This window comes from Phytobacter sp. SCO41 (genome assembly GCF_003073275.1).
GTDB lineage: Bacteria > Pseudomonadota > Gammaproteobacteria > Enterobacterales > Enterobacteriaceae > Phytobacter > Phytobacter diazotrophicus.
In genome coordinates, this window is the sequence record NZ_CP027225.1 from 4,336,682 (window position 1) to 4,360,755 (window position 24,074).

Below are 24,074 nucleotides of genomic sequence, written 5' to 3' on the forward strand. Positions count from 1 at the left end.
TTATTCCACCGCGTCTTTGCCGATCAGCACGGTGGTCAGCAGGAAGGAGAGCACCAGCGCCATCGCCACCCCGGAGAGCGCAAAGACGAAGTATGGGCCGATATACGCCGGCAGGCTAAAAATGCTCGATAAAATATAGCCATACAACCGCACGCCAAAGAAGGCGATAAACGCAGAGGCCAGGGAACTGGCCACCGTGGCGGCAATAAACGCCTTTTTGTAACGCGTCAGGACACCAAAGAGTGCGGGTTCCGTAATCCCCAACAGCGCGGAGATCGCCGCCGACAGGGTCACCGTTCTCTCCTGACGGTTTTTACTTATCCGCCAGATGGCGAACGTCGAACCGGCAATCGCCATATTCGCCATAAACATCATCGGCATCAGCATGTCATAGCCATGCTCACTAAAGTTTTGCAAGGCGATGGGCGTCATGGCGTGATGCATGCCGGTGAGAATGGCTACCGGGCGAATGGCCCCCACGACCAGCCCGGCAAAACTGGCTGAAATACCGAAAAGTCCCTGAATAAAGAAAGCCAGCGCTTTCCCCAACCAGATCCCAATCGGCCCGATAATCACCAGCGCCGCCAGCGCCCCCAGGAACAAAGTCAGCGTAGGCGTGAAGACCGTTTTTAATACGTCCGGCATTATCCTGTCCACCCAGCGGTGGATATAGCTCAGTGCCAGAATAGAGAAAATGACCGGAATGACGCTTGAGGCGTAGTTAAACACTGAAACCGGTAGCGCGTTGAGTAGCCAGAAGGCACTCACCGCCCCTTCCTGATGCGCCGCCAGGGCTTTTGCGGCATCGATCAGCGACGGATACATCAGACAGGCTGCGACTGCCGCTGCCAGGTACTCATTGGTCTTGAAAATTTTTGCCGCCGAGACCGCCAGGAAAAACGGCAGGAAATAAAAGACACCGCTGGCAATCAAATCAATCACCACCACGGTGTCGCTTTTCGCCGACACCACTTTCAGGGCTATCAGCCCGGCCAGCAGGCCTTTAATCATCCCGGCACCGGCAATCGCAGGCACGATAGGGCCAAAAACGCCGGATACCGTATCCATAAACATCGAGACCAGACTTTTACGCCCTTTGATATGCGTCTCGCCTTGCGGGGCTTTTCCCAGCACCGTCAGCATTTGCTCATACCAGCTATTGACCTTCGGCCCGATAACAATCTGGAACTGGTCGCTTTGCAGTTGTGCGCCCAGAACCCCCGGCAATGCCTTGATGGCGCCTTGATCAACTTTATTATCATCAACCAGATCAAAGCGTAAGCGTGTCATGCAGTGCCAGACATTGTTGATATTATCCTGTCCACCGACCAGACGAATAATATTGTTGATGGCTTCTTGCGTCCCCATAAATGCTCCTGCAGGAATATTGTCGTTTTAATATCTGTATCCAAGGGTAGAGAAAGAGAGAAAACTAAACAAACCAATAAAACATGATGAGCATCACAAATTACCACTACATAACATTTAAAAAGACATAAAAATCAAAATTGGTACGGTTTTTAATTAAATTTAAAAGGAATAACTGACCAAAAAATTTATCAAAAAAACGGTTTACCTCAGCGCAAAATTAAGGGGATGATAATACCCATTCCGGCATATCACGTCGTTGTAAAGGAGTTTCCCAGTGACGCCAACCGTAATTAACAATATCGAATGTTTTATCACTCGCCCCGACAGACATAATCTGATTACCGTGCGGGTAATGACCGATAAAGGCATCACAGGCCACGGCTGCGCCACCTTTCAGCAACGTCCGCTGGCGGTCAAAACCATGGTCGATGAGTATCTAAAGCCTCTTCTGATCGGCCGTGACGCCAACCACATTGAAGACCTCTGGCAAATGATGAACGTCAATGCCTACTGGCGAAACGGTCCGGTGATGAATAATGCGATTTCCGGCGTCGATATGGCGCTATGGGATATCAAAGGCCAGCTAGCCGGTATGCCGCTTTATCAACTGCTTGGCGGGCAATCCCGGGATGCCATCGCCGCTTACAGCCATGCCAGCGGTGAAACACTGGAGGAACTCTTTGCCAGCGTAGACCGCCTGCGCGAACAGGGTTATCGCCATATTCGCTGCCAGTTGGGTTTCTACGGCGGCACGCCAGCGCAGTTACATACGCCGGAAAACCCAACGCCCGGCGCCTGGTTCGATCAGCAAGAATACATGGACAACACCGTCGCCATGTTCAGGGCGCTGCGGGAAAAATACGGTTATAGCCTGCACATTCTGCATGATGTGCACGAACGTCTTTTCCCCCAGCAGGCGATACAACTGGCAAAGCAGCTTGAGCCGTATCAGCCCTATTTCATTGAAGATATTTTACCGCCGCAGCAGAGCGCCTGGCTTGAACAGGTACGCCAGCATAGCTGTGTGCCGCTGGCGATGGGGGAGCTCTTTAATAATCCGGCCGAGTGGCACGATGTGATAGTGAACCGGCGTATAGATTTTATTCGCTGCCATATTTCGCAAATCGGCGGCATCACCCCGGCGTTAAAACTGGCCATACTGTGTCAGGCCTTTGGCGTACGCCTCGCCTGGCATGGTCCGGGCGATATGTCACCCATTGGCGTCGCGGTGAATACGCACCTCAATATTCATCTGCATAACGCGGCCATACAGGAGTACATTCCACGCTCCGTACAAACCGACAACGTCTTCCCCGGCGCTCCGGTGGTGAAAGACGGTTTTGTCTATGCGCCGCAAACGCCGGGTATTGGCGTGACCTTTAATGAAGAGGAAGGTCTGCGTTACCCGGTGGTGTACCGCCCGCATGAATGGACGCAAAGTCGCCTGCCGGATGGCGCAATCCACACGCCCTAAATCAGGTGTCGCCTTTACGGAAGGCAAGGTTCGCCCGGTTATGCGGGATCACATAGGTGCAGGTGTAGTTGATGTCGATAATATCGCTAATTTCATACACCCTGCCGCCGTCCAGAATCCCGCGATTACTGATGTGCATCGCCGGGCTGCCTTTCTTGCAACCCAGCAGCGCCGCCTGTTCACGACTCACATTAACCGCCCGGTAGGTCGTCAGCATATGTGAGATTTGATACCCCTTGCCTAAGACATACTGTTGCAGTGAACTCTCAATGATCTGTTGATTCAGATCGGCAAAATCAGCAGCAGGCATACGGGAGATTTCAATTTGTACGGCCTCTTCATCCACAAAGCGCAGCCGACAAAATTGCCAGATAAAGCTGTCATCCGTCAGCCCAAAGATCTGCTGTTCATCGCGATCGGGACGTTTCTTGTGCAGGCTAATCAGCCGAAAATGGATCTGATCGAAACGCTTTTCAGTGATGGAGTTATAGACCAGCGGGTTGTTGCGCGCCTGCTCGTTAATCCAGATCCCGGAACCTTGTACGATCCGCACGACGCCAATACTTGCCAGCTTTTCGACCGCCTGGCGGATGGTAAAACGGGAGACGCCATACTCTTCGGCTAGCTGCCTTTCAGGGGGAAGTTTGCGTGGGCCGGCGTCGTTATTTTGATAAATTTTACTTAAGAGATCCTGCGTCACAAATTCTTTTTTCTTCATCCCTGCAATTCCTGAAAGAAATCACTCATTGACGCGTGTTATAACACTTGCTGGTCTCAAATACGCTTGTTTCTCAGTATCAAACAGGGATTTTTGGTCATGACAAACCGACGATTAGTTAGCCTTATTACAGGCGTACTGCTGTTCGCCGTTCTCTTGCCGGTGGCTTTAAGCGTCTGGCTGGCGCATCGCCAGGCTGAAGAGTCGTTTATGAACGAACTCAATACTTTCTCCGCATTAGTAAAAATGCGTGCTGACCGCGTGGTGAGCCAGGGGAAAACGGCCTTGCGTCAACTGGAAACTTACGATGGTATTTCGTGTAGTCAGGATCACCTGCTGGCCATGCGACGTATCTCTTATACATTCCGTTATGTCCAGGAGGTCATTTACCTCGAAGGAACGATCCCGCTTTGTTCTTCACTGGAGAGAAACAGCAGCAGCGCTCCCTTTCCTGCGCCGCAAAGGGTAACTAAAGATGGTTTTCGCGCCTGGCTGACCAGCCATAACGATTTGGGCCTGACACGTGCAATGGTCGGCCTTGGCACTCGTCGCTATATTGTTATTACCGATCCACTCTCTTTTATTGATGTGCTCTCGTATGGCCCGTGGCCTATCAATATTGCGCTGGTCGGGACGAACAGCGGACGGGTGATTGCCAGCAACCGTACGCTGGATCCGGAGATGCTAAAGCAGATTGACCTCAATACCCCCACTCAAAGGCTTATCGGCGGCGAAGCGTGGAATACGTTACAGGTGCCCGAACTGGGGGTAACCATCATCACCTGGGCATCGCTGACGCCGCTTAAGGAGAGCTGGCATCGGTTATTGGTAATTTGGGTGCCTGTTGGCCTGCTGCTGAGCCTGGTGCTGGCCTTCTTTTTATTGCGCATGCTGCGTCGCCTGCAATCACCGCAACACCGTATGCAGGATGCCATTCGCGCACGGGAAATAGAGATGTTCTACCAGCCAATTGTGACGCTGGCAGACGGGAAGATTGTCGGTGCGGAAGCGCTGGCCCGCTGGCGACAGTCGGATGGCAGTTACCTCGCGCCGGACACCTTTATTCCGCTGGCTGAGCAAACGGGGCTGATGCCGCAACTGACAAAGGTGATTATCGAAAAAGTGTTTGAGGACATGGGACCCTGGCTACAGAAGAACCCGGATCTGCATGTCTCCATTAACCTTGAGCCCTCCGATCTCTTAACCCTGACACTTCCGGCACAGTTACAGCAACGGGTTAATGACTGGCAAATTTCGCCGTCACAAATCGCGCTGGAAGTGACCGAACATGGTTTTGCCGATCCCACAACCTGCATGCCCACTATCACAGCATTACGTGCGGCCGGACATGCCATCTATATTGACGATTTTGGTACGGGTTACTCCAGCCTCAGTTATCTGCAAAATCTGGATGTCGACATTATCAAAATCGACAAATCCTTTGTGGATGCGCTGGAATACAAAAACATGACCACCCATATCATCGAAATGGCCAAAGCGCTAAAGCTGGCGATGGTGGCCGAAGGTATCGAGACCGAAGGCCAGCTCAAATGGCTTAGCGAACATGGCGTGCAGTACGGCCAGGGCTGGCTATACAGCAAAGCGCTGCCGAAAGACGCGTTTCTATGCTGGGCAGAAAGCAACCGGAATATCTCCTGAGTTTGTGACCTGTGAAACGGGTTTACTCGTGGAGATAGCGCAATGAAAAAGCCATTCTCACCGCTGCATGATGTGCGCCACTGGCTGAAATACAGTCCGGTGGTGCGCATCCGCAGCGTGAAAAGAGAATCATGACACTGGGCTGGCAAAGTACAGGGTCTCAGACGGCTCTCAGCCGACATACCGCAAGCCCTGCATTACGCCAGAGGGGATGGTTAGAGAAGTGTCCTGAGGCTCATTCGTCCAGCAATGGGACAAAGCCGCCATAAATCATACGCTTGCTATCGAAAGGCATTTGGTCTCCCAGCTCACGCATGCGGGGATCGGCCATCATTTTTTGATTGGCGGCATCACGCACCTCTTTAGAGGGATATTCAATCCAGCTAAAAACCACCTCTTCATGATCTTCTGCTTTTACCGCCCGACGAAAGTCGGTGAAATTTCCAGCCGGAACGTCGTCGGCCCAACACTCCACAATCCGCGTTGCGCCAAACGCTTTAAACAGCGGGGCGGCCCTGGCCGCGAGTTGCAAATAAGCGTCTTTCTTATCTGCCGGAACCGCCACCACGAACCCATCGACATACTTCATGAGTGAGCCTCCGAAGTGAACCGCGCAGCGGGACGATTCCCGCTGCGTCTGGCTGACTAAGTTTAGCCCTGAGACCAGCAGAAGGTGTAGCGCACGACATCGTCGCTGAGGATAAATTCCGGGGACACACTCGGACTCCAGGAGTCGTCGCCACCGAGCCCCATGTGAAAGGCATCCAGTTGCAGCCAGCATCCGGCCTCTTCACGCAGCAAATGGCGGTGAGAGGTTTCCCTTAATTGCTGCTGGCTGTAGCGACTCAGGGAAAAGTGGAACTGCCCGTTCAGACGATGCGCACCATAATTCACCTCGCGCGTGTCGCAACGCAGGCCATTTTCGGTCGGGAAAATATAGTCCGTATGCAGTTGCGCGAGCGGTAATGTCCAACGACCCTGCCGCGCGGCCAGTTTGCGATCCGGGTAGTTTTCATGCGGCCCAAGTCCCCGCCAACTGACCTGCTCTGCAACCTCAGCAAGCTGACACTGCAAGCCGATACGCGCAGGCGGCGGCACATCCAGATTGCGTTGCACCTGAACATCGCCATGCAGAACGCCATCGCCAGCCACTCGCCAGGTTTTTTTACTGATAAACAGCGTCTGCCCGTTGTACTGCCAGGCATGGCGCGTGGCGATGACCACATCGGTGGCGTTTTCCAGCGCCTCGCACTGCAACAACACTGGCGTCAGGTCATACATTCCCGCCGCTTTCCAGCGCTCCACCCACGCATTGGGATCGATGCGCGTGGCCTCGCTGACGCCGATATCATTGTCCAGCGGAGCGCGGGTAAAGTTATCAAGTACCGGCGCAAGGAGCGTCGGTTGACCATCACGCCACCACTGCGTCAGATGGCCGTTCGTCCGGCTGAACTGCCAGCGATGCACGCCCTGCTCAATCACGAAATGTGCAGTGTCAGTCTGTAACGCGGGCCGCGGTTGTGCGGCTTTTTCTCCTGGTAATGCGAGCGCTGTCGGCAGTTGCCACTGATCCCAGGCGCAGCGGTGCTGCGCGGGTGACCAGCTTGTCGCATCACGCTGATAGATATCCACATTCAGCCAGACATCCCCCTGTTGCGCGGCCAAAGGCGGGCAGTTAAGTTCAATACGCTGGGTTCCCTGCGGGGCAATCGCCAGCACCACTTCCCCTTGCGCCAGCACCTCGCCATCACGGGTAACAGACCATCGCAGAACTTCGTTATCCGTCGAACGGAATAAATACTCGCTCGTTACCTCGATTGCCAGCGGTGAGGTACTGACCCGTTGGAACTGGAAAAACTGCTGGGCGCGTTGCGCTTCATAGAGCGCCGGGTGCGGGGTTCTGTCCGGGAAGACCAGCCCGTTCATGCAGAACTGTCGGTCATTTGGCGTATCGCCGAAATCACCGCCATAGGCCCAGAATGGCTCACCGTTTTCATCGAGTTTGGTCAGCGCCTGGTCAACCCAGTCCCAGACAAACCCGCCCTGCAGGCGGGGGTAAGCGCGGAAAGCCTGCCAGTATTTGGCAAACCCGCCGAAGCTGTTGCCCATGGCATGCGCATATTCACAAAGGATCAGCGGACGGGTTTCATCCGGCATTCCGACCCATTTTTTTATCGACCATTTCGGCACCGCCGGAAACGGTTGATCCTGATCGACGCGGGCATACATCGGGCAGACGATATCTGTTGCCGCAGTATTGGCGCCACCGCCTTCGTACTGTACCGGACGTGTTGGATCGGTGGTTTTCACCCAACGATAGAGCGCGTCATGCGACGCGCCATGACCGGATTCATTTCCCAGCGACCAGATAATGATCGACGGATGGTTACGATCGCGCTGCACCATGCGGGTAACACGCTCGCTCATCGCCGGTAGCCATTGCGGATCATCCGCCAGACGGCTCATCGGTACCATGCCGTGCGTTTCAATGTTTGCTTCATCCACCACATAGAGCCCGTACTGATCGCACAGGCGATACCACAGCGGGTGGTTGGGGTAATGTGAACAGCGTACGGCATTGAAATTGTGCTGCTTCATCAGTTCGATATCGCGGCGCATCGTGGCTTCATCGATCGCCTGACCGTTTTCCGGATGGTGTTCATGGCGGTTGACGCCACGGATCAGCAGCGGCTGACCGTTCAGTTTCAGCAACCCTTCGCTGATCTCAACATGGCGGAAGCCCACATCGCACGCTTCCACTTCCAGCAGATGGTTTTCACCGTCATACAGCGCCATCGTCAAACGATACAACTCAGGCGTTTCCGCGCTCCACAGTAGCGGTCGCTCAACGGGCATCGTCACGCTTACGCGCTCGGCCCAGGCTCCGCGCTCATCCACCACTGCGCTACCCGGTCTCTGGCTGGCCTCAGCGATTTTCTCTTCCCCTCGCCACAAGGCGACGACCACCTGGCAGCCAGCAAATTCCCCGGCGAGCGTTATCTCCGTTTGCAATTGCGCGTGGGTAAATTCCGCATTCAGTTGGGTGGTGTAGTGATAATTGGCAATGCGGGTATGGGGTTTATGCTGCAGGGAGACATCACGGAAAATGCCGCTCATGCGCCACATATCCTGGTCTTCAAGGTAACTGCCATCGCACCAGCGCAGCACCATAACCGCCAGACGATTTTCCCCGGCCACCAGCACGTTGCTCAGATCAAATTCCGCAGGCAGGCGGCTATCCTGGGAATAGCCGACCCACTGGCCATTACACCAGAGATAAAACGCGGAGTTGACCCCATCAAAAACAACATGCGTTTGCCCGTTCGCCAGCCACTGTTCTTCGACATTAAATGTGAGCGAGTAACAACCGGTCGGATTGTCCTGCGGTACAAACGGTGGATTCACCGCGATGGGATAGGTCACGTTGGTGTAAATGGGGGTATCAAAGCCCTGCATCTGCCAGTTCGACGGCACCGGCATTCGCACCGCATCGGTGAGATCGGCCGTGATCCAGCTTTCCGGTACAGATTCGGGTGATGAAAAGAAGTTAAACTGCCAGTCGCCGTTAAGTAAACGACGGGTTGACGGGACCTCATCACGAAGCGCTTCGCCCACATCCCGCCAGCTTGACATTGGCGCGTGCGCCGGTAAACGGTGCCAGTGCGTGATGACCGGGTTTTCCCAGTCCCGACGAGCGAATAACGAACTTAACGCGGAAACAGACATATTGACCTCATTTTGCGAAGCGCTCACAATTTTATGCACAATGCACCGAATCAGCGCTAACGTAAAGGGTTTACGAGCAGCAAAGCGAAAAGGATCACAAAAGCGTTAACGACGATCGAGCTGCGCGGCGAGTTGTGCCAGCTCATTCAGTCGTCTGGCCAGCGTTTCGCCACTGACGTTAATCGATGTTACCGGTGAGGTCGAGGCGCGCTCCACCAGCGTTACCGGCAGCCGCGTCTGGCCAATCACGGTTTCGTCACCAGCGAGGCGTGCAAGGAGCCATTCTACGCTACGCTCGCCCGCGATTTTGAACGCCTGGCGGATGGTCGTGAGCGGCGGTGAGTACCAGGCGCTGTCGGCGGTATCATCATAACCGACCACTGAAATCTGGCCCGGTACGGTTAAGCCCCGCTCCGCGCAGACACGTATCACGCCAAGGGCCATCTGATCGTTGGCGACCAGGATAGCCTGCGGCGACGTATCTGCCGCCAGAAGCAGATGCCCTTTTTCATAGCCGGATGCCGCGCTCCAGTCGCCGTATTCACAGCCACAGGGCGATAGCCCCGACTCCGCCAGTGCCGCCAGCCATCCTGACATTCTTGCCCTTGCAGAGACCGATGACTGTGGCCCCCCCAGCAACGCAATACGCTGATGCCCCTGCTCCAGCAAGTGCGCAGCGCCAAGCCGTGCCCCCTGGTCTGCATCAAAAATCAGACTGTTGACGGCCGCCGTTTCACTGACATCAAGGAAGAGGACCGGCACCGGGCCTGCCAGTGCCGATAAGGCCTCTGCCTGTTCATCATCCAGCGGAACGTTAACCAGCAGCCCATCGACCCGTTGGGCCAGTAGATCCTGCAACGCAGCAGTACATCCCCGGGTGTCCTGCACTTCCGGCATGGAAATGATCACATTCACGCCGGATTGTGTGGCGCGGGATTTTACCGCCGAGGCAATTTGAGAGGGAGCATGCAGGGCCAGGTCGGAAGTCAGTAGACCCAGCGTTTTGGTCCGTTTCCCCGCCAGTTGCTGCGCCCCGCGATTGGGGATGTAGTGCAGTTCCGCCATCGCCGCCAGCACTTTCTCCCGCGTCCGGGCAGACACATGTTCGCCCTGATTGATAACGCGCGAAACGGTTTGGTAAGAGACCCCGGCAAGGCGGGCGACATCATAGAGCGTAATGGTTTTCATGGCACTCATCTGGCGACGGATTTCGCGTCAGTGTACCCGATTACGCCAGCAACTGTTATGCAGGCGTAAGAAATGCCAGCAAAGCTATACGCGTCAGGCAAACAAAGCGGGGATAAGAAATGTCGACGAGCCAGACTGGCCCGTCGTAAACATCGTCCGTGATGATGAGATGGTTACAACTGAATTATATTTTGTATCATCATCACAAAACTGAGTGCAATTTAAATGACAGTTTCATGACAATACAATTACTGCTGACGCGGAATAGGAAACCCTTTAATAGAAATAACGAAACTATCGCCTTCTTTTTTTATTTTTGCGCCAGCATCACACCAGTCGGTAGCGATGCGAAAGAACTCATCGCTACCAATATTCCAGTTCAGACGAACATGTTTAACAAAACCTGATCGTAACAGGTCACAGGCCTCGCAATAATTGCTGGCCGTTGAGAGCAGTTGTTGGTTCATTTTTTCTTCTTCAGAAGTTTACGTAATGCCTTGATCTCTTTTGGATTTAATGGAGCAGTACTTTCTTCTTCAAGGTGTTGGTTATCGATATCCTCTTCCGATACTCCGCCCTGTTCAACTGACTGAAACGCCAACAGCAGCAGTTTTTCAGTCGCCGTACTGAGGTTCTCATTATTTTCTTCTGCGTAATGACGGAGCTTTTCTTTTAACGTCTGATCAATTTTGACGTTCAATACCGCACTGGTCATGATTATCCCTTCCCGTGTGAAGTTAGCAAAGTATTAATACACGAAGTTAACATACTGATCCAGAGTTATATTAAAAGCTTATGACAAATTAAAAATATCCACAAATATTTTAACCTTGTTTTATGACATTTAAGTGAAAGTAATATTTCAAATATATGACAATGCATTATTAATGTTGGCAATGGATAACGGCAGCCACGGAAAGGGGTGACGGTGGCGTGTTTTTTCGAGGTAGCGTTGGTGTAACGAGTCAGCAAATTGCTTTACTTGCCCTTCGCCAGCACTAGCATAATGCGAATAAGAAGAACCTTAACCGCTAATTATCACTTAGCAAAAAGAGATGCATGATATGGAGCTCTACTCTAATAAAACGGCGTTGGTTTCCTCCGCAGGCAACACCATGGAAATTCAAAAATCGCGCAGCACCGTTACCGGAGGCAACCGCTGAGTTAGCGTTGTAAATCCCGCCACGCCTCGCGGGTGATTTCCCAAAGTTCGGAATCCAGTTCACCCGCCACATAGTGTGCTTTTTCGCGACGGACCAGACGCATACCGCTACGCTGCGAAAAATTAACTGACCGTGTGTTCACGGCAGCCTTTGGCGCACGTAGCACCTCTTTATCTAATTCCTCAAACCAGTAGCGCGTCACCGCATCACTGGCTTCTGACATCAGGCCCTGTCCCTGCCACTCTGGCACCAGCCAGAATCCGCGATTGTTATCGGGCAGGTCCATCAGACATATAACGCCAATCAGTTGCATTGGCTCGGCTTTACGCCGAATCGTCCAGTACCAGCCCTTTCCCGCTTCTGCCGCTGGCAAAGCGACATGATTAACATACTGGGCAGCGCCATCGTCCGGATAAGGCCAGGGGATCGTGCCAATCAGATAACGCACAATCTCCCAACGAGGGAAGACACGTTGAATTTGTTCCGCATCGGCGGAAACCAGCGGCTGAAGGAGTAATCGTTCGGTGGCGAGTTGCGGTGTGGTCACAGGCATCCTTTCTGCATAAACGGCGGTAAATTGACCATAAAACAGAAAACGCACAGAGGGCAAGATAAAAGAAGGTACCAGAAATGGGTGGGGGCCCTGCCAGCTACATCCCGGCACACACGTCCTTTGCCTTGGCTGCTTCCTTCCGGACCTGACCTGGTAAACAAAGTAGCGTTGCGGGAGAACCAACAGAGCCCCCATTGAGAGCGTTGTTAACCAACGCGCTGGCGCATTATCCATGTCCCATGCCGCAATTGCAAGCCGCACCCTGACGGATGCCGATTTCTTGCGCAATCTCCCCTTCACAGTCACGACCAGGCTGTTTATGCTGACCTTTCGTCAGTCAGGAAGGCAGTATGGATAATCACGATTCTTTTCCACAGCGGGTATGGCAAATCGTCGCCTCGATTCCAGAGGGCTATGTCACAACCTATGGTGATGTCGCCAGGCTGGCGGGGTCGCCACGTGCAGCCAGACAGGTCGGTGGCGTGCTAAAGCGTTTACCGGAGGGCAGTACTTTACCCTGGCATCGGGTGGTTAATCGCCACGGCTCAATTTCATTAAGCGGACCGGATTTACAACGTCAGCGACAGGCATTAATGGAAGAAGGCGTAGCGGTATCCGGCAGTGGACAAATTGATATGCAGCGCTATCGCTGGATTTACTGAAACCTCCTCTCCCGCAGGAGAGGAGGCACGCACATTACATCTGCGTCGGTGCAGGCGTTGCCGTAGAAGGGCTTACCTGGGTTGGGGATGTTGAAGGCACGGTAGTTGTCGCGCCACCGCCTGACTGCAATGGAATAGCGGTCTGCTGGACCGGAACCAGTGTCAGGTCAGCTTTCGTACCGCCCTGGTTAATGATCGGTTTAACCGTATCGGTTACAAAGACCATTTTGTCATCAATGGTAATAGCCGCACTCAGCAGCAGACGCGCGTTAGGCTGGATGTCTGCCGGGTTAAACGGCAAGACAAAGCTAAACGGCGCCTGTTTACCTTCGGTGCGAACCGCTTTTTGGGCAATCACTTTAGACGGCGCATCGGCCATGGAGGCGTCAGAGACAGTGACGGTCAGGACCGCATTAGGCGGTAACGCCACTTTCTGGCGGATCCATACCGTACCAGAGACGTTAGGTTGGGTTATCGCCGCCGTACTCGCCGCAGGTGCCTGCGGGTTTGGTGCAGGCGTTGGAATGTCTGCGGCTTTTTTTGCGCAGGCAGTCAGCGCTACAGCGACTGCTAAACCACTTAACATGTGCACGAGTTTCATGAGTTCTCCTTATCTTCTATGCACCAGCAAGAATGTTTTCTGCCAGAATGTGTGGTTGGACCATCGTAACGTGTTCAAGTGTGGCACATGTCACTGATTTTTGCCTGCAAACCCCCATCTATTCAGATTATTGCACCCATCGGACCACTTTTATTTCCAGGTTATACTGATCAAGGAATCCGCTGCGTCGGTTTTATTTTTATTGAGGACACCTATGAGTCAGGCGCTTACAAATCTGCTGTCATTGTTGAATCTGGAAAAAATAGAGGAAGGTCTGTTTCGAGGGCAGAGCGAAGACTTAGGTCTGCGCCAGGTGTTCGGTGGTCAGGTGGTTGGGCAAGCGTTATACGCGGCGAAAGAAACCGTACCGGCAGACAGGCTGGTGCACTCGTTTCACAGCTATTTTCTGCGTCCGGGCGATAGCCAGAAACCCATTATTTATGACGTCGAAGTGTTACGTGACGGTAATAGTTTTAGCGCTCGTCGCGTGGCGGCCATTCAAAACGGGAAACCGATTTTTTATATGACGGCGTCATTCCAGGCACCGGAACCGGGCTATGAGCATCAAAAGGCGATGCCTTATGCGCCAGCACCGGAGTCGTTGAAATCCGAAACGGAAATTGCCCGCGAGCTGTCTGCGTTTTTACCGCCGCTGGTAAAAGAGAAATTTCTCGGCGACAAACCGATTGAAATCCGCCCCGTGGAATTTCACAACCCGCTAAAAGGACACGTCGCCGAGCCAACCCGCCAGGTCTGGATGCGCGCCAATGGCACGTTGCCGCAGGATTTACGCGTCCAGCAATATCTGCTCGGCTATGCGTCTGACTTTCACTTCCTGCTGGTTGCGCTCCAGCCCCATGGCGTAGGTTTTCTCGAAAAAGGCATGCAAGTGGCAACCATCGACCACTCCATGTGGTTCCATCGCCCTTTCGATTTAAACGACTGGCTGCTTTACAGCGTGGAAAGTACCTCGGCATCGAGCGCACGCGGTTTTGTCCGCGGAGAGTTTTACAACCGGGATGGCATCCTGGTCGCCTCTACCGTCCAGGAAGGGGTAATGCGTAACCGCGATGCGGCGGTCTGACCGCAGTACAATAACAAAAGCCTCCCAATGGGGAGGCTTATGTTGCTCAGGAGATAACTCAGTTCGATCAGGCGTTGTAGGCGTTCTCGCCGTGGCTGTTGACGTCCAGCCCTTCGCGTTCCTGATCTTCCGGAACACGCAGACCCACTGTCATATCAGCCAGTTTGTAACCGATAAAGGCGACAATACCAGACCATACGATAGTAATGGCGATACTTTCCAGTTGTACCAGAACCTGATGGCCCATGGTCACGCCTTCGGCATAACCCACGCCGCCCAGTGAAGTGGCTGCGAAGATACCTGTCATGATACAACCTACGATACCGCACACGCCGTGAACACCGAAGACATCACACGGGTCGTCAACACGCAGCCAGCGTTTCAGCGCGGTAACGCCCCACAGCCCCGCCAGACCTGCAACGATGCCCACGATCAGCGCGCCACCTACACCAACGTAACCACACGCCGGGGTGATACCCACGAGGCCAGCAATCGCACCAGAACAGGCACCCAACAGAGACGGTTTGCCGCGCAGCGCCCACTCACCGAAGACCCAGGAGAGGATCGCACCCGCTGTTGCCACGACGGTGTTAACGAAAGCCAGACCCGCAATTTCGTTCGCAGCACTCGCAGAACCGGCGTTGAAGCCGAACCAGCCAAAATAGAGGATTGCTGTACCGGTAAACACCATCGGCAGGTTGTGCGGTTTAAACGCTTCTTTACCGAAACCGACGCGTTTGCCAATCAGGTAAGCACCCACCAGGCCTGCAACGGCTGCGTTGATGTGAACGACTGTACCGCCCGCAAAATCCATGGCGCCATGGGTTGCCAGCAGACCGCCACCCCAGACCATGTGTGCGATCGGCACGTAGGACAGCGTCAGCCATACCACGACGAAAATCAGTACTGCGGAGAAACGGATACGTTCTGCCAGCGCACCGACAATCAGGCCGACGGTAATACAGGCAAACGAGCCCTGGAACGCAACGTGAATGTACTGATAGATGGTGCCCATCAGCGCTTTCAGTTCAATATTTTTCAGCATCACCCAGTCGAAGCTACCGAAGAAGCTGCCGCCAGTGCCAAAGGCCAGAGAGTAGCCGTAAACCACCCACAGCACGCACACCAGTGCGAACGTAACCGCAACCTGTGTCAGCATAGAAAGGACGTTTTTACCGCGGATTAAACCACCATAGAACAGGGCGATGCCCGGAATTGACATAAACAGCACCAGCGCGGTGCAAATCATCATAAAGGCATTGTCGGCTTTATCGACGACAACCGGATCGGCTGCCATAGCCAGACACGGCAGTAATGCCAGCGAGGCCAGACCCGCTTTTAATAGTGCTTTCTTCATTTTACCCATCCCCTCACTGTGTGCCAGGTATTACAGTGCCGCTTCGTCGGCTTCGCCGGTACGAATACGAATGACGCGTTGCAGCTCGGCAACGAAAATTTTGCCGTCGCCAATTTTTCCGGTGTAGGCCGCTTTGCTAATGACATCAATGACTTCATCGAGCTGATCGTCAGCAATTGCCACATCAATCTTCACTTTTGGCAGGAAGTTAACGCTGTACTCCGCACCACGGTACAACTCAGCGTGTCCTTTCTGACGTCCGAAACCTTTCACTTCGGTCACGGTTAACCCTTGAATACCAATTGAAGACAGCGCTTCACGAACGTCTTCCAGTTTGAATGGCTTAATTACCACGGTAACCAGCTTCATAGATCCCCCTCCAGTCGAAAATCGATAATGGCCGCAGCTAATACGCATGAGATGTTGCAAGCGGTGTGCCAAAAATGAAAAACGGGAAAATTTCAGGCTGTTAAGCCGTCTAAGAAGGATGTCATAGCGCAGCGATGAAAATGGGAATGGTTCAGATTGTTCCTGGAAAAGAAAAACGCACCACGACAGTGCGTGGTGCGTTACTTTTTTGCACCAACAGCGGATCCTGTTAGTAGCATGCTTAATTTTGGTGCATCAGGCGATTAGCGATTCTTCTCGAACACTGGCGGCAAGCTCCTCCCCTGCCAGTTGCAGTTGATACATCTGCCAGTAGCGCCCTTTTGCCTCAAGCAGTTGCTGATGCGTACCACGTTCAACGGCCTGACCGCGATTGAGGACAAGAATGGTTTCCGCCTCGACAATCGTCGACAGCCGGTGTGCAATCACGACCAGTGTCGTGTGCTGCCGGACCGCCACCAGCGCCTGCTGAATGGCCTTTTCGGTGCCTGAATCGATATTCGCCGTTGCTTCGTCCAGAATCAGAATTTGCGGCGTATCAACCAGTACACGCGCCAGCGCCAGCAGTTGCTTCTGCCCGACGGAGAGATTATTCCCCTGCTCGCCAAGGCGGGTATAAATCCCCTCCGGCATTTCGCGCGCCAGCCCGGCCAATTGCACCACCTCCAGCGCATGCCAGACCTGCTCTTCGGAAATGTCACGCCCCAGCGTGACGTTGGCAAAGAAGGTATCCGCCATCACCACCGGGTCTTGTTGCACCATCGCTACTCCTTTACGCAATGTGCTGTGGCTCAGCGCGGAAAGTGGCCGGCCATCCAGGCGGATTTCTCCTTTGGTCAGCGGGTAGTAGCCCATGAGCAGGCTTGCCAGCGTACTTTTACCGCTACCGGTATGCCCCACCAGGGCCACAAAACTGCGGGCAGGTACATTCAGGCTAATGTCCTGCAGCACCAGACGGTCATCACGATAGGCAAACGAGACATCGTTGATATCAATAGACCCGCTTTTTAGCGGCTCATCGTCGTAGCCATAGGTCTGGCGTGGACAGTCCATCAGCTCAAAGACACGCTCCCCGGCCACTACCGCCTGCTGGAGCATCGACTGCTGGGTCGTCAGCTCAATCAACGGTTCATTCAGGCGACCAAGATAACTGATAAAGGCATACAGCACCCCAACCTCCATCGTGCCAGCCGGGCTAAAGCCAAACAGCATTAACAGGCCGCACAGCACCAGCGCGGAAAAGAGGCTCAGTAAAGGACGCAGCAGGAAGCCATCGAGACGTAACGTCTGCATTCGCGCCAGGTAATGGGAGCGGCTTGCCGATCCCATGCGCTCACCAAAACGCGCCTGCTGGCGAAACTGCTGGATCACGCTCATCCCATTGATGACTTCGTTGAAGCCATCGTTGATATCCGCCAGGTAGGCCCGCATACGGCGCACAATTGGCGTACTGTAACGCTGATAAATCAACATCACGATGATAACCGCCGGGAAGATGCAGATAGCGACAAGCGCCATACGCCAGTCGAGGCTGAACATCGCCACCAGCATCGCGCCAATCAGCGCCGCACTGCGCAATACTGTCGCCACCACCGTCACATAGAGATCGCGGATCACTTCGGTATCGTTGGTCACGCGCGAAATGATCTGCCCGACCGGCTGGGTATCGAAGGCGCTCAGCGGCTGTCGCAGAGCAGCATCCATCACATCGGTACGCAACCGCTGTACTACGCCGACGGCGGCCTGGTTAAACAGTAGCGCCTGGGCATAATGCAGCCCGGCCGCCAGCACCTGCAGGCCGACATAGACAACGACCATCCCCGCCACCAGCCCAACGGGCAGGTAACTTTTCGCCACCATATTGTCGATAAAATAGCTGATCAGCGCCGGTCCGGACACTTCCGCCGCCGCCGCGACCCACAGCATCACGACGGCTTTGGTCAGCGGTTTGCGCCAGGGAGAACCGTAGACCAGCAAACGTTTCAGGGTGGGCCACTGTTGCATTAACTTACGCATCAACCGCCTCCTCTGGCGTGTCATCCAGCGCCGCTTCCAGTTGTTGATAGCGATACATATCACGATACCAGCCGGGCTGGCGCGCAAGCTGTTCATGTTGCCCACGTTGCCCGATATGTCCATGCTGCATCACTAAAATCTCACTGGCTTCCGTCAGCGCCGACAGGCGATGGGCGCTGATAATTACCGTACGCCCTTCTCCCCACTGACGCAGGTTATGTAGAATCTGGTGCTCGGTGCGGCCATCTACGGCAGAGAGCGCATCGTCCAACAGCAGAATCTCTGCGTTCAGCAGCAGCGCGCGGGCAATTGAGATACGCTGCTTTTGCCCGCCGGAGAGCATTACGCCGCGCTCGCCGACTTCGGTATCGTAGCCCTGCGGCAGGCGCAGGATATCCTCGTGCACGCTGGCAAGCCGCGCCACATGTTCAATCTCGTCCTGCGTCGCCCCCGGTTTACCCAGCGCGATATTATTGGCGACAGTGTCGGAGAACAGGAACGGTGTCTGATTCACCACCGCCAGGCGGCTGCGCCAGTCATCCAGTTTTAGTTGCGTCAGCGGCACCCCATGAAAACGAATGTCCCCCTGCTCAACATCGAAATGGCGCTGAATCAGAGAGAGCAAGGTGGATTTACCCGCCCCCGTTGGCCCGCAAATCCCTAACATCTGGCCAGGTAGCAGGGAGACATTCACATTATTCAAAATCGGCTGTGCCGTTTGCGGATACGTAAATTCGCGAATCGTAATCTGCAGGCTACCGCGCCCTTCCGGAACCGGTTCGGTACCGTCGGTCACCACCGGCGCTTCCGCCAACATGTCGCGAATACGGCTATAGGCGGCGCTGCCGCGCTCAACGATGTTAAACATCCAGGCCAGCGCCAGCATCGGCCAAATCATTAAGCCAAGATACATGGTGAAGCTGGTAAGCTGCCCCAGCGTGAGCGAGCCCTGAATCACCATCCAGCTCCCGCCGCCAATCGCCAGCAGGTTTGCCATGCCGATAGCAATATAAATGGTCGGATCAAAACGGGCATCGACGCGGGCGACACGCATGTTTTTCGCCCCGGTATCGGCGGCCTCCGCGGCAAACAGCGCCGACTGCCTGTCTTCGAGACCAAACGCCTTGATCATGCGAATGCTGGTCATGCTCTCCTGAGTACGATCGTTAAGCGAGGAGAACGCCGCCTGCGCCAGCTTGAAGCGCTGGTGCAACTGGTCGCCGTAACGTTTAATAAAAATGGCCATAATCGGCATTGGCAACAGCGACAACAGCGTCAGTTGCCAGCTAATCTGCGTGGACATCACCACCAGCACCACGCAGCCCATCACCAGTGAATCCACCAGCGTGAGCACGCCTTCCCCGGCGGCGAACACCACACGGTCAACGTCATTCGTAGCCCGCGCCATCAAGTCGCCGGTACGGTGGCGCAGATAAAATTCCGGATGCTGGCGGCTGAGCTGGCGGTAAAAATCTTCGCGTAGCTCGACGGCGAGCTGATAGGACGCGCCAAACAGCCAGACGCGCCAGACATAGCGCAGCAGGTAGATGACGATAGCAATCAGCACCAGTGTGCCGACCCACATCATGATCTGCGATGCGGTAAAGTGCTGGCGGGTAACGCCATCGACAATGATCCCCACCACCTTAGGCGGGACGAGTTGTAGAATCGCAATAATGATAAGCAGGCCTACAGCACCGAGATAGCGTCGCCACTCCCGGCGAAAGTACCAGCTTAACTGAGCAAATAATCGCACGCGGTTACATCCTGAACGTGAGTTTTCCGGCTACCGCCGGGAGGGTTATTCAATGGGCAAAGCCGTGGTGTATTTTATCTGTTCCATCGCAAAACTGGATGTCACATCGGACAAGCCAGGTACACTATTGACCAGTTTTTTGTAGAAGTCGTCATAACGTTTCATGTCCGCAACCTGAACGCGTAACAGGTAATCATACTCTCCCGCCATACGCCAGAATCCAAGCACTTCCGGCATTTCCGAGACCACGGCGGTGAAGCGACAGTACCAGTCGCTGCTGTGATGCTGGGTTTTGATCAGCACAAATGCGGTCAGGCTCAGGCCAAGTTTCTCCGCATCCAGCATGGCTACCCGTCCGAGCAGGATCCCCTCCTCCTCAAGCCGCTTTAGTCGTTTCCAGCATGGCGTGCTGGTCAGATTAACGGCATCCGCCAGCGCCTGCAAAGAGAGTGTGCAGTCCTGCTGGAGCAAAGAAAGCAACTTACGATCTATTTTATCTAGCATTACGCCTTCCCGGAGAAAGTTTTTCTCTTAACAGTCTATTTCAAAGTTTAAATGGCAACAATTTTTCCTGCGTTTTCCGCTAATCTGGGCACAAAATGATAAATGGAAACGATGTATGAACAGTGACTGGGTTAAGCACGCCATTAACGAAATCAATGCCGATTATCAGCGATCTGCGGACACGCACCTGATCCGTCTCGCGCTGCCTGCTTTCCCCGGCATCAGGCTCTATCTGAAAGATGAAAGTACGCATCCAACCGGAAGCCTCAAACATCGTCTGGCGCGTTCACTCTTTCTCTATGGCCTGTGTAATGGCTGGATTAAAGAAGGCACCACCATCATTGAAGCGTCATCCGGTTCAACGGCGGTATCAGAAGCATATTTTGCCCGTCTGTTGGGATTACCGTTTATTGCCGTTATGCCTTATTGCACGGCAAAACGAAAAGTCGAGCAGATTGAATTCTACGGTGGTCGCTGTCACTTCGTGGAGAGCGCCTGCGAGATTTATGCGGCCTCAGAAACCCTGGCGCGTGAACTGAACGGCCACTATATGGATCAGTTTACCTATGCCGAGCGCGCCACCGACTGGCGCGGTAATAACAACATTGCGGATAGCATTTTTCGCCAGATGAAAAACGAGCCGCATCCGGTGCCGGACTATATCGTCATGAGCGCAGGTACGGGCGGCACATCGGCCACTATCGGGCGTTACATTCGCTGTCAGGGCTACAGCACCGAACTGATGGTCGTGGATCCGGAAAACTCGGTGTTTCTCAATTTCTGGCAGACCCGAGACGCCAGGCTGCGTTCCTCTGTGGGTAGCAAAATTGAAGGCATTGGCCGACCACGCGTCGAACCGTCATTTATTCCTGACGTGGTAGACGAGATGTTGCGAGTGCCGGATGCCGCCAGTGTGGCAACGGCGCAATGGCTGGAGACACAATTAGGGCGTCGGGTTGGCGCATCGACCGGCACCAATATGTGGGGAGCCTTACAACTGGCGGCGCGTATGCGCGACGAGGGGCGGAGTGGCTCTATCGTGACCCTGTTGTGCGACAGCGGCGAACGTTATCTTGATACCTACTACAACCCGCAGTGGGTCGAAGCCAATATCGGCGATATTCGCCCGTGGCGGGAAGAAATTAACTCGCTGATAAAATAAAAAAGCCAGGCATTCACACCTGGCCGCTGGAAAAGATCTCATCATTCGGGGGAATAAGGAAGATTAGGTGTATCCAGCCAATGCGTTAAGAAGTGCGACACGGCCTGATCGCGGCAGTGTCCGATAACCGGTAAGTGTGGAAGCGCGGCGCGCAACTGTGGCATGGCATTTCCCATGATCATGCCGCGCCCTACGCTTGCCAGCATCTCTCTGTCATTCATAGCGTCGCCGAACGCCATGCAATCCTGCATCGGCACGCCCAGCAGCGAGCTGAGCATGGTCAATGCCGAACCTTTGTTGCAGCCGAGCGGTAATACCTCCAGACAGTAAGAGGCGGAAAAGCATAAATTGGCGCGTCCGCCTAACACTTCATTCATCTGGATCCGCAGACGGCACAGGTCGTCATGTTCACCCACAAAACAGATTTTGGTCACGTCATGGGCAGGCAGTCGCTTGAGATCCACCAACTGGTAAGTGAATCCACTGTAGATATGCTCGTCCAACGCCTCCGGGACAGGTTTATCCGTCATCCAGCCGTCATCGTTAAACGCATGGATGCTGGCCTGCGTATCCCATTTGCTGTGCAGTACGAGTTCAGCCACTTCGGGATCAAGGTCCTGGCGATGTAAAAGCTCCCCCTCCAGAGAGTGGACGCGCGTACCGTTACCGGTTATCAAAAAAGCGTCCAGCGCGAGGATGTCGATAAGCTTGCGCATCTCCAGCGCATGCCTGCCGGTCGCAAAAGTGAGGGTAATGTCGCGTTCACGCAGACGGCGCAGCGTTGCTACAGTTTGCTCACCAAGGCGGTGATCGGGCATCAACAAAGTACCGTCCATATCAAAAGCAGCCAGCCGGGCCATATTTCATCTCCAGATGTGATCGCCGTGTATTGCGCAGAAGTATTGCCTGATATATACGGAAGTAATAGTGAGCAGATAGAGAGAATTGTTCCGGGTTTATGCGACTTCTTAACAGACTCAATCAATACCAGCGCCTCTGGCAGGTCTCATCAGGAGAAGCGCAACAGGTCAGCGTGGCCGAACTTGCCGCACGCTGTTTTTGCAGCGAACGCCATATGCGTACGCTATTACGCCAGATGCAGGAAGCCGGCTGGCTGAACTGGGATTCCCACTCCGGGCGGGGTAAGCGTGCAGCGTTGCAGTTTTTGCGGACGCCGGAATCCCTGCGCCAGGAGATGATGGAGCAGGCGCTGAATGAGGGCCAGCAGCAAAACGCGCTGGCGCTGGCGCAGCTCGCGCCGGAAGATTTGCGCATTTTACTGAACCCCTTCCTTGGCGGGCTCTGGCAAAACGATACCCCGACGTTACGCATTCCTTACTACCGCCCTCTGGAGCCGCTACGGCAGGGTTTCTTACCCGGTCGGGCGGAACAGCATCTTGCCGGGCAAATCTTCTCTGGCCTGACGCGTTTCGTTGACGATAGCTTTTTACCGCAGGGGGATTTAGCGCACCACTGGGATATTAGCGAGGACAAGCTGACCTGGCGGTTTCATATCCGCACGACGTTGCACTGGCATAACGGCGATGTCGTGAATGTTCGCCAGTTACAAACACGTTTCATGCTACTCCTTGAACTGCCCGCCTTACGGACGCTGTTCGCCAGCGTCAAAAGCGTGGAGGCGACCCATTCCCACTGTCTGACATTTACGTTGCACCATCCGGATTTCTGGCTGGCGCACCGGCTTGCCAGCTATGCCACCACGCTGGCGCATCCGCAAATGCCACTAATCGGTACCGGGCCGTTCCGTCTGGCCTCATTCAGTAAGGAACTGGTCAGACTGGAAAGTCATGAGCAGTACCACCTCACTCATCCATTATTGAAAGCGGTGGAGTTCTGGATTACACCGCAGCTTTTTGAGCAGAATCTCGGGACCAGTTGTCGCCACCCGGTGCAGATTGCGATTGGCGAGCCTGATGAACTCGTGCATTTGCAGCAAGTGAGTAACAGTGTCAGCCTTGGGTTTTGTTATCTGACACAGCGTATTGGCGCGAATCTCACCCCGGCACAGTCACGACGCCTTGTGCAAATCATCCATCAGACGTCGCTGCTGGAGACACTGCCGCTGGATGAAAACCTCATTACCCCCAGTAAAGAACTTCTCCCTGGCTGGACGATTCCGCAGTGGCCACCGGAAGAGAGCGTTGAGTTACCGCCCACGTTAACTTTGCTTTACCATCTTCCGGTGGAATTACACACTATGGCGCAACAGTTCAAACGTTATCTGGCCGAACAGGGTTGCGATGTCACGCTGATTTTTCATGATGCGAAAACCTGGGATGGGTGCAGTGCGCTGGCGCAGGCAGACTTACTGATGGGCGACAGGCTGATTGGCGAAGCCCCGGAATATGCGCTGGAACAGTGGCTGCGCTGCGACCCGGTCTGGCCCAATGTACTCAGCCGTGCGCAATTCTCCCATTTGCAGGCTACGCTCGATGCCGTGCAAAGCGTGGCGGACGAAACTGCGCGTAGCGAGGCGTTGCAGGCGGTATTCAGCCACCTGATGGATGAGGCAATACTGACACCGCTGTTTAATTATCAGTATCGGATTAGCGCGCCACCAGGCGTAGAAGGCATTCGCCTGAACACCCGTGGCTGGTTTGATTTTACCCAGGCCTGGCTACCGGCACCGGCGCGGTGAAGAAGCTGGTCGGGGCAATCCGCACGCGCTACCA

21 protein-coding genes and 1 other RNA gene are annotated in these 24,074 nt (G+C 54.3%); 6 read left to right on the forward strand and 16 right to left on the reverse strand.

Going from position 1 to position 24,074, the window contains the following annotated elements:
* Positions 1-1,368 carry a PTS transporter subunit EIIC gene (locus tag C5523_RS21205; protein ID WP_108701915.1) on the reverse strand — a complete coding sequence of 456 codons (1,368 nt, stop codon included), beginning with the start codon at positions 1,366-1,368 and terminating at the stop codon, positions 1-3.
* A gap of 277 nt (positions 1,369-1,645) precedes the next feature.
* Here C5523_RS21205 and C5523_RS21210 point away from each other — a divergent pair, with 277 nt between their 5' ends.
* Positions 1,646-2,845 carry an enolase C-terminal domain-like protein gene (locus C5523_RS21210; protein ID WP_079497551.1) on the forward strand — a complete coding sequence of 400 codons (1,200 nt, stop codon included), beginning with the start codon at positions 1,646-1,648 and terminating at the stop codon, positions 2,843-2,845.
* A 1-nt stretch (position 2,846) separates the two neighbouring features.
* Here the strand turns inward: C5523_RS21210 and C5523_RS21215 are convergent, their stop codons facing one another.
* The gene (locus C5523_RS21215) at positions 2,847-3,563 is read right to left on the reverse strand and encodes a GntR family transcriptional regulator (protein WP_108701916.1); all 717 of its coding nucleotides are present in this window, start codon (positions 3,561-3,563) and stop codon (positions 2,847-2,849) included.
* Positions 3,564-3,662: 99 nt separating this feature from the next.
* On the opposite strand from C5523_RS21215, the gene C5523_RS21220 reads away from it, so the two are divergent.
* Positions 3,663-5,222 carry an EAL domain-containing protein gene (locus C5523_RS21220; protein WP_108701917.1) on the forward strand — a complete coding sequence of 520 codons (1,560 nt, stop codon included), beginning with the start codon at positions 3,663-3,665 and terminating at the stop codon, positions 5,220-5,222.
* Between the two features lie 235 nt (positions 5,223-5,457).
* Here the strand turns inward: C5523_RS21220 and C5523_RS21225 are convergent, their stop codons facing one another.
* From C5523_RS21225 to ffs, 7 genes are all read right to left on the reverse strand, one after another.
* Positions 5,458-5,811 (reverse strand): DUF1428 domain-containing protein, encoded by a 354-nt coding sequence (locus C5523_RS21225; protein WP_041852478.1) that lies wholly within the window; start codon positions 5,809-5,811, stop codon positions 5,458-5,460.
* A 62-nt stretch (positions 5,812-5,873) separates the two neighbouring features.
* A complete protein-coding gene (locus C5523_RS21230; RefSeq protein WP_108701918.1) occupies positions 5,874-8,948 on the reverse strand; it encodes a beta-galactosidase in 3,075 nt (1,024 codons plus the stop codon).
* 105 nt (positions 8,949-9,053) lie between these two features.
* Positions 9,054-10,136: a LacI family DNA-binding transcriptional regulator gene (locus C5523_RS21235; RefSeq protein WP_108701919.1), complete on the reverse strand. Its 1,083-nt coding sequence runs from the start codon at positions 10,134-10,136 to the stop codon at positions 9,054-9,056.
* A 248-nt stretch (positions 10,137-10,384) separates the two neighbouring features.
* Complete coding sequence (locus tag C5523_RS21240) at positions 10,385-10,603, reverse strand: hypothetical protein (protein WP_041852481.1); 219 nt, start codon at positions 10,601-10,603, stop codon at positions 10,385-10,387.
* A complete protein-coding gene (locus tag C5523_RS21245) occupies positions 10,600-10,851 on the reverse strand; it encodes a hypothetical protein (protein ID WP_041852482.1) in 252 nt (83 codons plus the stop codon). Before C5523_RS21245 ends, C5523_RS21240 begins: the two co-directional genes overlap by 4 nt.
* 449 nt (positions 10,852-11,300) lie before the next feature.
* The gene (locus C5523_RS21250) at positions 11,301-11,852 is read right to left on the reverse strand and encodes a GNAT family N-acetyltransferase (RefSeq protein ID WP_108702368.1); all 552 of its coding nucleotides are present in this window, start codon (positions 11,850-11,852) and stop codon (positions 11,301-11,303) included.
* Positions 11,853-11,940: 88 nt separating this feature from the next.
* Positions 11,941-12,037, reverse strand: an RNA gene (ffs, locus tag C5523_RS21255) — signal recognition particle sRNA small type.
* A 165-nt stretch (positions 12,038-12,202) separates the two neighbouring features.
* Here ffs and C5523_RS21260 point away from each other — a divergent pair.
* Positions 12,203-12,514, forward strand: a complete 312-nt coding sequence (locus C5523_RS21260; protein ID WP_107222594.1) for an MGMT family protein — start codon at positions 12,203-12,205, stop codon at positions 12,512-12,514.
* A 34-nt stretch (positions 12,515-12,548) separates the two neighbouring features.
* On the opposite strand, the gene C5523_RS21265 is transcribed toward C5523_RS21260, so the two are convergent.
* On the reverse strand, positions 12,549-13,115 hold the full coding sequence (locus C5523_RS21265) for a YbaY family lipoprotein (protein WP_071195825.1): 567 nt from the start codon (positions 13,113-13,115) through the stop codon (positions 12,549-12,551).
* Positions 13,116-13,329: 214 nt separating this feature from the next.
* Here C5523_RS21265 and tesB point away from each other — a divergent pair, with 214 nt between their 5' ends.
* Complete coding sequence (gene tesB / locus C5523_RS21270; RefSeq protein ID WP_108701920.1) at positions 13,330-14,199, forward strand: acyl-CoA thioesterase II; 870 nt, start codon at positions 13,330-13,332, stop codon at positions 14,197-14,199.
* Positions 14,200-14,266: 67 nt separating this feature from the next.
* On the opposite strand, the gene amtB is transcribed toward tesB, so the two are convergent.
* From amtB to C5523_RS21295, 5 genes are all read right to left on the reverse strand, one after another.
* On the reverse strand, positions 14,267-15,556 hold the full coding sequence (gene amtB, locus C5523_RS21275; protein WP_041852487.1) for an ammonium transporter AmtB: 1,290 nt from the start codon (positions 15,554-15,556) through the stop codon (positions 14,267-14,269).
* 30 nt (positions 15,557-15,586) lie between these two features.
* On the reverse strand, positions 15,587-15,925 hold the full coding sequence (glnK, locus tag C5523_RS21280) for a P-II family nitrogen regulator (protein WP_002891893.1): 339 nt from the start codon (positions 15,923-15,925) through the stop codon (positions 15,587-15,589).
* 255 nt (positions 15,926-16,180) lie between these two features.
* Complete coding sequence (locus C5523_RS21285) at positions 16,181-17,959, reverse strand: SmdB family multidrug efflux ABC transporter permease/ATP-binding protein (protein WP_108701921.1); 1,779 nt, start codon at positions 17,957-17,959, stop codon at positions 16,181-16,183.
* Positions 17,952-19,715, reverse strand: coding sequence for a SmdA family multidrug ABC transporter permease/ATP-binding protein (locus tag C5523_RS21290; RefSeq protein WP_041852489.1), 1,764 nt, complete (start codon positions 19,713-19,715; stop codon positions 17,952-17,954). The genes C5523_RS21285 and C5523_RS21290 overlap by 8 nt, the downstream gene beginning before the upstream one ends.
* 45 nt (positions 19,716-19,760) lie before the next feature.
* Entirely contained in the window at positions 19,761-20,219 is a 459-nt protein-coding gene (locus C5523_RS21295) for an Lrp/AsnC family transcriptional regulator (protein ID WP_108701922.1), read from the reverse strand.
* 115 nt (positions 20,220-20,334) lie between these two features.
* On the opposite strand from C5523_RS21295, the gene C5523_RS21300 reads away from it, so the two are divergent.
* Positions 20,335-21,381 (forward strand): PLP-dependent cysteine synthase family protein, encoded by a 1,047-nt coding sequence (locus tag C5523_RS21300; RefSeq protein ID WP_071195827.1) that lies wholly within the window; start codon positions 20,335-20,337, stop codon positions 21,379-21,381.
* A 41-nt stretch (positions 21,382-21,422) separates the two neighbouring features.
* On the opposite strand, the gene cof is transcribed toward C5523_RS21300, so the two are convergent.
* A complete protein-coding gene (gene cof, locus C5523_RS21305) occupies positions 21,423-22,241 on the reverse strand; it encodes an HMP-PP phosphatase (RefSeq protein ID WP_041852492.1) in 819 nt (272 codons plus the stop codon).
* Between the two features lie 98 nt (positions 22,242-22,339).
* Here cof and C5523_RS21310 point away from each other — a divergent pair, with 98 nt between their 5' ends.
* Complete coding sequence (locus tag C5523_RS21310) at positions 22,340-24,040, forward strand: SgrR family transcriptional regulator (RefSeq protein WP_108701923.1); 1,701 nt, start codon at positions 22,340-22,342, stop codon at positions 24,038-24,040.
* The last annotated feature ends 34 nt before the right edge of the window (positions 24,041-24,074 follow it).

Bases quoted from the DNA above. Each gene is read 5' to 3' on its own strand.
- C5523_RS21205 (WP_108701915.1), bottom strand. From the start codon at position 1,368: ATGGGGACGCAAGAAGCCATCAACAATATTATTCGTCTGGTCGGTGGA.
- C5523_RS21215 (WP_108701916.1), bottom strand. From the start codon at position 3,563: ATGAAGAAAAAAGAATTTGTGACGCAGGATCTCTTAAGTAAAATTTAT.
- C5523_RS21220 (WP_108701917.1), top strand. From the start codon at position 3,663: ATGACAAACCGACGATTAGTTAGCCTTATTACAGGCGTACTGCTGTTC.
- C5523_RS21225 (WP_041852478.1), bottom strand. From the start codon at position 5,811: ATGAAGTATGTCGATGGGTTCGTGGTGGCGGTTCCGGCAGATAAGAAA.
- C5523_RS21230 (WP_108701918.1), bottom strand. From the start codon at position 8,948: ATGTCTGTTTCCGCGTTAAGTTCGTTATTCGCTCGTCGGGACTGGGAA.
- C5523_RS21235 (WP_108701919.1), bottom strand. From the start codon at position 10,136: ATGAAAACCATTACGCTCTATGATGTCGCCCGCCTTGCCGGGGTCTCT.
- C5523_RS21240 (WP_041852481.1), bottom strand. From the start codon at position 10,603: ATGAACCAACAACTGCTCTCAACGGCCAGCAATTATTGCGAGGCCTGT.
- C5523_RS21245 (WP_041852482.1), bottom strand. From the start codon at position 10,851: ATGACCAGTGCGGTATTGAACGTCAAAATTGATCAGACGTTAAAAGAA.
- C5523_RS21250 (WP_108702368.1), bottom strand. From the start codon at position 11,852: ATGCCTGTGACCACACCGCAACTCGCCACCGAACGATTACTCCTTCAG.
- C5523_RS21260 (WP_107222594.1), top strand. From the start codon at position 12,203: ATGGATAATCACGATTCTTTTCCACAGCGGGTATGGCAAATCGTCGCC.
- C5523_RS21265 (WP_071195825.1), bottom strand. From the start codon at position 13,115: ATGAAACTCGTGCACATGTTAAGTGGTTTAGCAGTCGCTGTAGCGCTG.
- tesB (WP_108701920.1), top strand. From the start codon at position 13,330: ATGAGTCAGGCGCTTACAAATCTGCTGTCATTGTTGAATCTGGAAAAA.
- amtB (WP_041852487.1), bottom strand. From the start codon at position 15,556: ATGAAGAAAGCACTATTAAAAGCGGGTCTGGCCTCGCTGGCATTACTG.
- glnK (WP_002891893.1), bottom strand. From the start codon at position 15,925: ATGAAGCTGGTTACCGTGGTAATTAAGCCATTCAAACTGGAAGACGTT.
- C5523_RS21285 (WP_108701921.1), bottom strand. From the start codon at position 17,959: ATGCGTAAGTTAATGCAACAGTGGCCCACCCTGAAACGTTTGCTGGTC.
- C5523_RS21295 (WP_108701922.1), bottom strand. From the start codon at position 20,219: ATGCTAGATAAAATAGATCGTAAGTTGCTTTCTTTGCTCCAGCAGGAC.
- C5523_RS21300 (WP_071195827.1), top strand. From the start codon at position 20,335: ATGAACAGTGACTGGGTTAAGCACGCCATTAACGAAATCAATGCCGAT.
- cof (WP_041852492.1), bottom strand. From the start codon at position 22,241: ATGGCCCGGCTGGCTGCTTTTGATATGGACGGTACTTTGTTGATGCCC.
- C5523_RS21310 (WP_108701923.1), top strand. From the start codon at position 22,340: ATGCGACTTCTTAACAGACTCAATCAATACCAGCGCCTCTGGCAGGTC.